Genomic DNA, 11816 nt, shown 5'->3' with positions numbered 1-11816 from the left:
TCAAATTGAGCGGGCCTTTATGTTATATAAGGGTTTTTGAACAGGAGGGATGCCTAGAGTTCAGGCCAGCTCTCCCCTTTCAATAACAGCTCTCCTGCAACGCTGTCAACCGTTACGGAAATAGCCATTTTATCTTTTATTACAGAATCTATGGCACTGCACATATTGAATTCTTCCTTTACAAATTCCAGCTGTATGCCAGCAACACCAGATTCCCCTACACTTATACTGCCCGGAATAACGGCAACATTGCTGACCTTTTCTTTAGGAAAATAAGCCTGAAGCATATACCCGATCTGCGCAGCATGCTCATGAATGGCAGCAGCCAGCAGTTCTGTAGAGATGTAAGGATGCTGTGCCAGCGATTGCTGTTGTGCAGCAGTTAATTTTAAAAGATACGACGATTCCATAATAGATATAAAATTACTGCATTAAACCAAAGTAGCAAGGGCTTCTTTGGTAAAGCCTTTTAATTCATCAACCCGTTCATTTTGAATTTTCTTCACCCAGTCAGCATCAGCCAAAAGAGGTCTTCCAACAGCAACAAGATCAAAATCTCCCCTGTCCATTCTTCTAACCAATTCATCAAGTGATGCTGGTTGTGAAGCTTCGCCCCTGAAAGCAGCCATAAATTCTCCGGTTAAACCAACTGATCCCACGGTAATAGTAGCTGCACCGGTAAGTTTTTTAGCCCATCCAGCAAAATTCAGGTCAGAACCTTCAAACTCTGCTTCCCAGAAACGGCGTTGTGAACAATGTAAAATATCTACACCGGCATCTACCAGCGGATTCAGCCATGCTTCCATCTCCTGTGGTGTGTTTGCCAGTTTATAATTATAATCCTGGGGCTTAAACTGCGACAAACGTATGATCACAGCAAAATCTTCACCAACCTGTCTGCGAACTTCTTTGATCACTTCGATACCAAAACGGCTGCGTTCAGCCAAGGTAGCACCACCATACTGATCAGTACGCTGGTTTAGCGCATCCCAGAAAAACTGATCGATCAGATATCCATGGGCACCATGTATTTCTACACAATCAAAACCTAGTCTTTTAGCATCAGCTGCAGCCTTTCCATAAGCAAGGATCGCATCTGCTATGTCCTTCTCAGTCATTGCTACACCTTTTTTCTCGCCCGGGTTTACAAAGCCCGACGGTCCTTCAAACTCAGCAGGTGGCATCCATCCGGAATGGTGGTTAGCCATAATGCCCATGTGCCAGATCTGCGGTCCCATCTGTCCATCAGCGCCATGCACACCTTTAATCACATTATCCCAGCCGGCTAGTGCCTGATCACCGTAGAAGTGAGGAATGTTGGCATCATTTGAGGATGAGGGGCGATCAATTACGGTTCCTTCAGAAAGGATCAGTCCTACATCTCCTGCTGCCCTTTTGCGATAGTAATCAGCAACGTCAGCAGTAGGAATTCCCTCAGGTGAAAAAGAACGTGTCATGGGTGCCATCACTATTCTGTTTTTCATATTCAATGTTTTCAGCTTAAATGGCTGGAACAGGCTATCTGTATTCATATATATTTAATTGTTAAAGTTCTTTGTTGATGAGCTCCTTCAGCCGCTCAAAAGCAGCTTCATTTCGCTTGTAGTAAGTCCACTGCCCTACCCTTGTAGATTCTATCAGTCCGGTTCGCTGAAGCAGTGACAAGTATTCTGAGACGGTCGATTGTGTTAGTCCCGCTTTCTGCTGGATCTGTCCCACGCAAATGCCAAACTCATTACTATGGGATTCATGATCAGGAAAATGAGCTGCCGGATCTTTAAGCCATTCCAGAATTAAGAGTCGTTTTTTATTTGATAATGCTTTGAATATATCAACCTGATCCATACCCAAAGATACATCGGGATTTCCCGATACACCAATATATGCAGTAACATGACGGCGGAATGATAATGCTTAATTGGGAAGCAATGAATTATTCGGAACTGATAAACCTGTTCTGCAAAGCAGTAGCAAATGATTGCATAAATGGCAGCTTTTTCAGGCTCTTCATGATGAATATGTCCTGTAAGATTGAGGTTTCCCCATCCAGGAAGGCAAAAATCCTGTATGCGGGAGCTTTTTTAAAGAGATCGCTGAACAACTGATGCCCCTTGTACTCATTCTGGGCTAAAACATCCAGTAACGTGGCATCATACAACTGCTGTTTCAGACCTGTATTTTCCTCTTTGAAAAAGGGATGACCCTCAGCCTGGAAACTTAGCAGGATTTTGCCAATCGTCTTCTGGGTATTGGTAAAGGTATAACCGGTACTCGCCCGGGTATCTCCCCCAGCTGTTCCGATATGAATGATATTCCCATCAAATCTTTTAAAAAGGTGGTCAGTCATCGGGATTATCCCGTATTCATTTTCCAGTACTTCATACTGGTCTATATGGAGAATTTCACGGATATATTTCTTTATCTGCTGATCATATTCATCCATGGTCAGAACTGATTTGGAAAAAAGGGTATACTCCACGAACAATTCGTCATCTGCCATGGGCAGGGTATAAAAAAAAGTAGTCCCGTTTTGCTGTCCTGTTCTGAAATCCATCAGCCAGGCTTCCGAAAGCGGGGGGATTGCATTGCGTGTTTTAATTTTTACGCCTTTAAAATGCTGAAGAAAATACTGCCCTTTTGGGCTTGGTTCAGGCTGGTGATAAATGGAATTAAAAAGATAAGTAGCTATATAAGTATGTTCGGCAGTATTTAATATACATTGATCACCTGATGATACAACTGATGTAATGTCTGACTGAACAAAGGATATACTGGAGAAGGTTCGGAGGTACGAAAGGACATAGTTATAGAAGTCAATACTTCTGATACTATTATAAGTGTAACCCCCGCTGTTGAGTGCGACCCTGCTGCCATCATTGGAAAAGAAAACCAGCTGATGCCATTTATGAAGGATAAGTTCTTCGAAACAGGAATCATCCTTTTTCCAGAAAGACCAGGTCTTGTCGTTCGTTCCCTTGTCAGAACGGTCAACCACAATGATGCGCTGCCCTTCCCATATACCTGCTTTCATTGCCCGGTATAAAAGGCTTAAACCGGCCATCCCTGCTCCGCAGATCAGGATATCACATTTTATATGCACTGCCATACGGTGTCAACAAACCATTTTTTATGGTCCAGGAAATGATGAACTGTTTTAAAACCTGTCTGACTGGCCATGGTTTCGGTTTCCTCCAGACTATATTTTTGGGAGATCTCCATAAAAATGAATTCATTCTCTTTGAATAAGAACTTTTGTCCCGAAATAGACACTTCCTGTTCACTTCGGCTCACCAGATAGCTTTTGCAAGCACCGCTTGCGGGGTCATAGGTTGGGTAATGTTCGAACTGCTCGGTATCAAAATTGCCATCCAGTTCATTGTTTATGCGGTGTAAAAGGTTGAGGTTGAAATCCCTTGTAAATCCAGCGGCATCATTATAAGCTGCCAGAATAGTACGCGGGTTCTTTTTCAGGTCGAACCCAACCAGCACCAAATCACCTTCCTGTAAACATGATCTGATTTTGCGGCAGAAACCAATGGCATTCTCAGGGGTCTCGTTCCCTATATTACCCCCCAGCAGCATCACAACTTTCTTTCTGGCTGAGATCTGATTTGCTTTTTCCAGCATTTCGAAATACTCACCATTCAAGCCTTCAACTTTAAGGCCTTGAATCTGTCCGGGAAGTGTTTGTTCCAGATGGCTGATCATTGCAGAGGAAATATCTATCGGCATATAAGTAAAGTCGGCCTTCATATCCACAAGTTCTTTCAGCAGATAACTGGATTTGGTGGCGTCGCCCGCACCCATTTCTACCAGGTCGAACGTATTGAAGCCATTTTTTAGCGTAACTGCAAGATCTCTGGTATGTTCCCTGAAAATCTCCATCTCACAATTGGTAGGGTAGTATTCCGGGCAATCCATAATTTCCTGGAACAGCTTGTCGCCTTTCCCATCGTAGAAATATTTTGAGTTCAGTGTCTTTGGCGTCTGACTGAGATCATGTAAAACCTCATTTAGAAATTGATTCATATTTATTTTGCGAGCCTGATTCCGCTAAACATCCAGCGTAAATTGGGGTGAAAAAAATTGCGGTAAGTATTTCTGCTGTGCCCGGCAGGTGTTGCCACTGATGCACCACGCAGTACTTTCTGGTTAACCATAAATTTACCATTGTACTCTCCTAATGCTCCTGCAGCCTTAGAGAAACCGGGATAGGGAAGATAAGCGCTTTCTGTCCATTCCCATAATTTGCCCCAGTCAAATTTGCCGGATGCAACTTCCCACTCAAATTCGGTAGGCAATCGCATACCCTTCCACTGAGCAAATGCTGCTGCTTCGTAATAACTTATATGAGAAACAGGCTCATCAGGTTTCAAGGGTTCAAGGCCGGATAAACTGTAACGATGCCAAAGGCCATCTACCTCATACCAGTACATTGGTGCAGTAATGTCATTTGTATTTACCCAATCCCAGGCTTCGGCATGCCATAAGTTAAAATCCTGGTATCCGCCAGCTTTGATAAAAGCAAGGTATTCCTCATTGCTTACCAGCTGAGTAGCAATACTGAAGTTCTGAATGTAAACCTTGTGCCTGCCCAACTCGTTATCAAAGTGAAACTGATCGCCCTGATAGCCAACCTCGTAGACACCTTCATTGAAATCAGTCCAGCCCTCTGCGGTACTAACAAGACCAGATTCTATATTGTCTGCATCGTATTCAGGAAACAAAGGATTGTGCCCTAATATGTATTTGATATCGTACCACAGTAATTCCTGGTGCTGTTGCTCATGGTTCAATCCAAGCTCAACTAGCTCCAATACCGTCGGATCGCTCAATCCTGGCAGGTATTTTTGCATAGCTTCATCCACATACGCCCTGTAATGAAATACATCATCTACTGTTGGTCTGCTCAGGTTACCCCTGTCTGTACGGATTACCCTTGCGCCGATATTTTCGTAGTAGCTGTTAAATACATAATTATAATCAGGGTTAAAGGGCTGATAGGCAAAAGCATTGGGAATAAGGATAAAGGTTTCGAAGAACCATGTCGTATGTCCCAAATGCCACTTCGGCGGACTCACATCCACTACCGGCTGAACTACATAGTCTTCTTTCTGAAGTTTTGAACATATCAGGACGCTATGCGACCTAACTGCTGAGTATTTCTCCCAGAGTGACATATTATTTTTGATTTAGATGTTTTGTTAAGTCTGTTATGGATTCGATCTGCAAACTTTGTGCCTGTTCTTTTCTCATCATGAGTGCATAACTGTTATTAAAGCCAATTGGTTTTAACCATTTCAGGTCATACTGCTGTTTAAATGCCTGACTCACATATTGGTAAACATCATCCCTGTTGCCATTTAACCTGTTCATGGTTTGAATGTCAGGTTTTAGCAGCACCAGGAAACCTGTTCCGGTATACTCTGGATAGAAATCAATCTGATTATTGGTGAGGGCATCAAAACATATCTTGGTACCCCCGAGACCAGTTTTTGTAGCTACAGCAAGGTCTGTATTGCCCAGAATCAATATTTTATACATCTGTACCAATATGTACTGCTCACCAAAGATCTTGGAGCCTATCCTTATGGTTCCTTTAGTGCCCTTCCTGGCTGGTTTATAAAGCTTTTTATCAACCATGAAATCCATTGCAACTTTTTCAGGGCTTTGTTTGAGCTGGTCAACTTTATAATTGAGGGCTGTCATGATTGAATCATTGATAGATCCGCAGAGCAGATTGAGTGTTGGTTCAAGTTCCGGATATTTGGCCAGCACATCGTTTCTTACCACAGGAGCAGCATAATAAGGCGGAAAAATATGCCGGTCATCTTTCAGTGTAATCAGGTCATATGCTTTTAACCTTCCATCTGTACTGTATCCGCTGATCACATCCAGCTTATGCTCAAACGCAGCTTTATACATGACCGCATCGCTGATCACTACTGTCTCTATACCTAATTTATAAACACGTCTTAAACCCAGGTAACCATCTTCCCTTCCCATAAATTCCGGGGTAAAACCGCCCAGCATCCTGCCTCCGATCTGAGTAGGCAGCAAATAGAAGGAACTCATTGAGACAAAAATAAAGGGCAGTATCAACCAGGCTACCCTTACACTTTTCAGGTTGATTTTCTGAACGAGTGACAACAGGAAATCCAGCACAATGGCGAGCAAAGCAGCCGGAATAGCCCCTGCCAGGATCATATTTGAATTGTTGAGGGCAATTCCGCCAAAAATAAACTCGCCCAAACCTCCGGCAGCAATATACGCAGCGAGAGTAGCTACCCCCACATTTATTACTGTGGCTGTACGTATGCCTGCCATTAAAACCGGGAAAGCCAGGGGCAATTCTACTTTAGTAAGTATCTGCCATTGACTCATGCCCATTCCCCTTGCCGCATCTACCACAGCGGGATTGACCTCCCTGATTCCTGTATAGGTATTCCTGATGACAGGTAAAAGTGCATAAAGAAACAGTGCAAGAATGGCTGGTTTTGGTCCGATACCCAGGAAAGGAATCATCACACCCAGTAAAGCGATGCTGGGAATGGTTTGCAGTACACCTGCAAATCCGAGTACCAGACCGGATAATTTTTGTTTCCTCGAGATGAGTATACCTATGGGAACGGCAATGATAATTGCCAGGATCAGGGAAATCATGGTCAGGCCAATATGTGCCCAGGTCTGGCCCCACAATTTATCAGATTGCTGCGCTACAAATTGCCAGAAGCTTTGTGTATGATCCATTCTTACCTGTCTTTATAGCTTGAAAATGCAGTCATTAGTTTTCCTATCGTCAGTTCATGCTGTGCTGCACGTTCGTTTACCTGATCATCACCTGTATTTTTATTTTGCAGCAGGCTCTCCATTTTGTCCCACACGGTTAAGTTTTCATTGCCCTTACCCGGGAAAAGTTCCCTCAGGGCTACCGATTTCAGTTCCAGCTGGAGCCGCTGTTCATCAAGAAAATCCGCTACAAAATCATTTGCCGGATGAAAAAGCAGCTCCTCAGGAGTGCCGATCTGTTTGATTTCGCCTTTGTCCATCAGGCAAATCCTGTCGCCCATTTCAAAAGCTTCCTGCACATCATGGGTAACCATGATGATAGTCTTCTTTACCAGCTCATCCAAAACCCTGAATTCCTTGCGGATACTGATCCTGGTTAAGTTATCCAGCGCACCAAAAGGTTCATCCATCAGCAATACCGGCGGGTTTACCATAAGGGAGCGCGCAAGACCAACACGCTGCTGCTGCCCGCCACTCAGTGCTGCGGGAAATTTATCTTTTAATGATGGATCGAGGTTAAGCTTTTGAAAAAGTTCATCTGCACGTTTTTTTATTATTTCGCTGTCCCATTTCAGCAGCCTGGGCACAATTGCGATATTTTCTGCTACTGTATAATGAGGAAATAAACCATGGTTTTGCAAAACATAACCTATGCCACGCCTTAAGACCTCAGGCTGCTGCGTCCTGATGTCCTTCCCATTCAGGAAGATAGTCCCGGAATCTGGTTCGATAAGCCTGTTTACCATCCGCAAAGTGGTGGTCTTGCCGCAACCGCTTGTGCCCAGCAAAATGAGGTTTTCTCCCTCCTTCAGCTCGAAACTGATGTTGTTTACGGCAGCGGATGAACCAAATTTCTTGACCAGGTTTTCTGCTTTTATCATTTAGGCAATGGACATAAATAAATTATTGAGCGACTCTGCATATAAAGGATGGGCAAAAATTGTATACCTGATTTCTTCATAAGTGATCTTTCCCATCATCGCCATTTGTATGATCGACATGATTTCTCCGCCCTGTTCCCCGATGATCGTTGCACCGAGTATTTGTTTTGTTTTTTTATCTACTACAGCTTTCATAAAACCACGCGTTTGCCCGGTTTCGATTGCCCTGGCCACATGAGCCATAGGTAATTTAGCCACAAGATAATCCAGTTTTGCTTCAATCGCCTGGCTTTCAGTAATGCCGATTCTGCCCAGCTGAGGATCAATAAACATGCAATATGGAATCATACGGTCTTTGATGCTCATCTTACCATCGTCAAGCAGGTTCGCCGCCACCACTACATAATCATTGTATGAAATATGGGTAAATGCCGGTCCACCTTTCACATCGCCAAGCGCGTAAACGTTTTTGACATCGGTTTCCAGAAATTCGTTGACCAGTACGTGACCTTTTTCATCACATTTTACGCCTGTATTTTCCAGACCTAATGCTTCTGTCTGAGGTTTTCTTCCTGAGGCAAGTAACACGTGACTGCAGATATACGTAGTTTTTTTACCATTGTGGTCTGCTGTAACTTTTATTTTGTGCTTATCCAGCTGTTCAAATTTGACTACTTTAACTTCAGTAGATACGTCGATACCGTCCTCTTTGAAAAACTCTGATACAACTTCACAGACATCTGTATCTTCCTTAGGGAGCAGTCTGTCACCATGTTCCAGCAGGGTTACTTTCGCGCCGAAACGGCTGAACATCTGTCCGAACTCCAGCCCTATATAGCCCCCTCCAACTATAAGCAAATGTTCCGGAACTTCTTCCAGTTCCAGGATCGTTGTAGAAGTCAGGTATTTAATATCATGTATTCCTTCAATATCAGGAATTACAGGGCTTTCTCCTGTGTTGATAAAAATGTGTTTGGCGGTATAGTCTTCAAAACTTCCGTCATTCCCATTCACATGTATAGTATGGTCACCGGTAAATTTGGCCTCACCGTAAACCAGTGTCAGGTTCTTGGTGTCTTCAAGCCCTTTGACAGATCCGTCATGAGAATGTTTCACAATAGCTGATTTGCGGGCCATTACCGCCTCAAAATTTACTTTAAAGGAGGGAATTTCAATCCCCAGTTCAGCGCTGCTGCCAGCCATAAAGGCCATCTTCGCAGAAGCAACCATCGCTTTTGTGGGTGTACATCCGTCATTAACGCATGTGCCTCCAACCAATCTTTTTTCTATTATTGCTGTTTTCCAGCCTGCTTTAGCTAATTTCCTTGCCAATGGCGTTCCTGCCTGGCCAGACCCTATGATGATTGCATCGAATTCCTTCATGATATGTTTTGTAATGTCAATCAATAACAATTAATAATTCAAAATGGCTATAGTTTTTTCAAGTTCTTCCGGCGTGTTGAAATAATGTGCTGAAAATCGAATGATAGCATCGAGGTCCTTCTTATTAAAATCTATGCGTGCAAAGTCACGGAAACTCATTGAAAAGTAAACGTTATTGTCCCTCAGCAACTGAGCTGTATCCTGCAGCGGACGGTTGCTGGTTGTAAAGGTGAGAATATTGCTGAGATGGCTTCCCTGGTCATGCAGATCCAGTCCGGGAACCTTTTGCAGTTCCTTTCTGAACTGTTGCATCAGATTTACATTGTACAGCTCAATATTTGAGATCCCAATACCATTTATGTATGTTAAAGCCTCTTTCAATCCCAGTTTGCCAGCGATTGAAGACTCCCAGAATTCGAATCTTTTCCCTGTTTTTGCCAGTCTGTATTCGTCATTGCCTGTCCAGTCGGCGCCCTGCATATCAAAGATCAATGGAACCATCTGTTCATCCAAGACTTTATCAGATACATACAGAAGTCCTGTGCCTCTGGGGCCACGCACAAACTTTCTACCTGTGGCAGTCATAAAATCACAGCCGATTCTCTGAACATCCACTACCCGCTGCCCTACCGACTGGCAGGCATCAAGTAAATATAGAATATCATATTTTTTGCATATACGGCCGATTTCTTCTGCCGGTTGGATCAATCCTGAATTGGTAGGTATATGGGTAATGGCCACCAGTTTTGGCTGATGGCTGATGACAAGTTTTTCAAATGTATCCATGTCAAGGTCTCCGTTAGGAAGGTTATCAGCTCTGATAATGCTGATACCGAAACGGTTCTTTAAGGACAGGAAAGACAGCTGATTGGAAATATAATCATCATCTGTGGTCAGGATGACATCGCCTGCCTTAAAATTTATTGCTGTAATTGCCTTTGCATAGGCATCAGTGGCACTGGTGGCGTAGGCTATATTTTTCGGCGCACAGTTAAAAAGTAATGCTGCCTGTACATACAGGTCTTCAATTTCAGTTTCGTACTGGTTCGCCAGGGCATAACCGCCTGTTAATGCCTCCATTTGCAGGTAGCCGACCATTTTGTCTGTCACACTCTGCGGAACAAGTGAGGAGCCCGCACTGTTCAGGAAAATTTTATCCGTACATCCTTTTGTTTGTTTCCTGATCAGGTCAATATCCATATCTGCAGCCATTTATTTAAGGGCATTAAGATAAAGAAAATAATCTTTGCCTGGAACGCTTAAAAGTTTAATTTAACCCAGCTGATCCAGGGGTTTCCTGTCACCAGCGGGCTGTGCTTTGTATTTACTTGGCGGCATACCTGTCACCGACTTAAATTGTGTAGAAAGATGCGCACTGCTGCTATACCCCATTTTATAGGAGATTTCGTTCAGGTTCAGTTCACCATATTCAAGCAGCTCTTTCACCTTCTCTACCTTTTGCTGGATAATATATTTTTCAATCGTGACTCCCTCAGCATCAGAAAACAGCCTGCTGAGATATACGTAGTCCCGGTTCAGTTTCTGCGCGATGAGGTTCATCAGGCTTTGCTGTACTGCACTGAGGTCAGAATAATGTACGATCTCAATCACCTGAGTCTTGATCTGCTCAATCAGCTGGTTTTTTTCCTTGTCGATCAGTTCAAACCCTAAACCCTGCAATGCAGCAGACACTTCCTGAAGTTTGAGCTGATCAGGCTCTGGCGAAACTGAAACTTTTCCAAGACTGATGGTATCTGCACTCAGACCAAGCTGGTCCAGTTGCTGTCTGACGATCAGAATACAGCGGTCGCACACCATATTTTTTATATGTAGCAGCATAAATCAGATCAGTTCAGCGTCGTAACCCGCCTTTTTTAAGGTATTGATAACTTCTTCAGTAAGCGCATCTGCATTTCCAGACACTGTCAAAACTTTCTCCGGCGCTGTGGTATCTACCGTCCAGGAATCAAGGCCGGCTACGGCATCCAGATGAGGTGTAACTGTTGCAATACATCCTCCGCACTTAATATTCGTTTTAAATTTCAATGTTTTCATAAGTCATGTGTTCATATTTTCTACTGTTCTTACTCAAATGCAATCAAAGCCTGATCAATTTTAATCTCAGGCTATTGCTCACGACAGATACTGAACTCAGTGCCATCGCTGCCCCGGCAATCATAGGATTGAGCAAAAATCCGTTTACCGGAAATAATACGCCTGCTGCCAAAGGTATGCCAATCAGGTTATATATGAATGCCCAAAACAAATTCTGGCGTATGGTTTTAACGGTTGCACGGGATAATTTCAATGCTTTAGGCACCTGTCTCAGATCAGATGAAATCAAGGTTAGTTTAGCCACATCCATAGCTATATCAGATCCTTTGCCCATAGCGATTGAAAGATCTGCCTGGGCGAGGGCCTGACTGTCATTGATGCCGTCGCCGATCATTGCCACTACCCTTCCTTTTTGCTGCAGGTCTTTGATAAAATCCGCTTTTTCTGAAGGCAATATCCCCGCACGATACTGGTTGATACCAAGTTCAGCAGCAATAGCAGCAGCCGTAAAAGCATTATCTCCCGTAAGCATATAAACGGCTAAACCCTGTGCTTGTAGCGTCTGTATGGCTTCCTTTGAACCTGTTTTGAGTTTATCCGCTATTGCAATTACTGCAAGTACCTCTTTGGTATTCCCGAAATAGATTACGGTCAGCGCCTGTTGATGGAAGCCATCCACCAATCCTGTAAATTCATCCGCCAGCTTAA

Annotated in this window: 13 protein-coding genes; all 13 read right to left on the bottom strand. The window is 43.6% G+C overall.

Annotated features, from left to right (window positions below; translation table 11 throughout):
* Positions 1-53: 53 nt before the first annotated feature.
* The gene (locus ABWY16_RS13010) at positions 54-410 is read right to left on the bottom strand and encodes a hypothetical protein (protein WP_353905078.1); all 357 of its coding nucleotides are present in this window, start codon (positions 408-410) and stop codon (positions 54-56) included.
* Between the two features lie 21 nt (positions 411-431).
* Positions 432-1532 carry an NADH:flavin oxidoreductase gene (locus ABWY16_RS13005; protein WP_353905077.1) on the bottom strand — a complete coding sequence of 367 codons (1101 nt, stop codon included), beginning with the start codon at positions 1530-1532 and terminating at the stop codon, positions 432-434.
* Positions 1533-1545: 13 nt separating this feature from the next.
* Positions 1546-1845 (bottom strand): ArsR/SmtB family transcription factor, encoded by a 300-nt coding sequence (locus tag ABWY16_RS13000; RefSeq protein ID WP_353905076.1) that lies wholly within the window; start codon positions 1843-1845, stop codon positions 1546-1548.
* Positions 1846-1933: 88 nt separating this feature from the next.
* Positions 1934-3106, bottom strand: coding sequence for a lycopene cyclase family protein (locus tag ABWY16_RS12995; RefSeq protein ID WP_353905075.1), 1173 nt, complete (start codon positions 3104-3106; stop codon positions 1934-1936).
* Positions 3091-4029 (bottom strand): L-histidine N(alpha)-methyltransferase, encoded by a 939-nt coding sequence (locus tag ABWY16_RS12990; RefSeq protein WP_353905074.1) that lies wholly within the window; start codon positions 4027-4029, stop codon positions 3091-3093. The genes ABWY16_RS12995 and ABWY16_RS12990 overlap by 16 nt, the downstream gene beginning before the upstream one ends.
* 2 nt (positions 4030-4031) lie before the next feature.
* Positions 4032-5180: an ergothioneine biosynthesis protein EgtB gene (egtB, locus tag ABWY16_RS12985; protein ID WP_353905073.1), complete on the bottom strand. Its 1149-nt coding sequence runs from the start codon at positions 5178-5180 to the stop codon at positions 4032-4034.
* A gap of 1 nt (position 5181) precedes the next feature.
* Positions 5182-6750: an ABC transporter permease/substrate-binding protein gene (locus tag ABWY16_RS12980; protein WP_353905072.1), complete on the bottom strand. Its 1569-nt coding sequence runs from the start codon at positions 6748-6750 to the stop codon at positions 5182-5184.
* A gap of 2 nt (positions 6751-6752) precedes the next feature.
* Positions 6753-7670, bottom strand: coding sequence for an ABC transporter ATP-binding protein (locus ABWY16_RS12975; protein ID WP_353905071.1), 918 nt, complete (start codon positions 7668-7670; stop codon positions 6753-6755).
* Positions 7671-9053, bottom strand: a complete 1383-nt coding sequence (locus tag ABWY16_RS12970; RefSeq protein WP_353905070.1) for a mercuric reductase — start codon at positions 9051-9053, stop codon at positions 7671-7673. It abuts the gene before it with no gap.
* 30 nt (positions 9054-9083) lie between these two features.
* The gene (locus tag ABWY16_RS12965) at positions 9084-10265 is read right to left on the bottom strand and encodes an aminotransferase class V-fold PLP-dependent enzyme (RefSeq protein WP_353905069.1); all 1182 of its coding nucleotides are present in this window, start codon (positions 10263-10265) and stop codon (positions 9084-9086) included.
* Positions 10266-10325: 60 nt separating this feature from the next.
* Positions 10326-10892, bottom strand: a complete 567-nt coding sequence (locus ABWY16_RS12960) for an AraC family transcriptional regulator (protein ID WP_353905068.1) — start codon at positions 10890-10892, stop codon at positions 10326-10328.
* A 3-nt stretch (positions 10893-10895) separates the two neighbouring features.
* Complete coding sequence (locus ABWY16_RS12955; RefSeq protein ID WP_353905067.1) at positions 10896-11108, bottom strand: heavy-metal-associated domain-containing protein; 213 nt, start codon at positions 11106-11108, stop codon at positions 10896-10898.
* 43 nt (positions 11109-11151) lie between these two features.
* A partial coding sequence (locus ABWY16_RS12950; protein WP_353905066.1) for an HAD-IC family P-type ATPase occupies positions 11152-11816 on the bottom strand: 665 nt, incomplete at its 5' end.

Source organism: Pedobacter sp., assembly GCF_040513095.1.
Taxonomy (GTDB): Bacteria; Bacteroidota; Bacteroidia; order Sphingobacteriales; family Sphingobacteriaceae; genus Pedobacter.
Note: the sequence above shows the minus strand (reverse complement) of the source record. Positions and strands in the feature narration are given on the sequence as shown.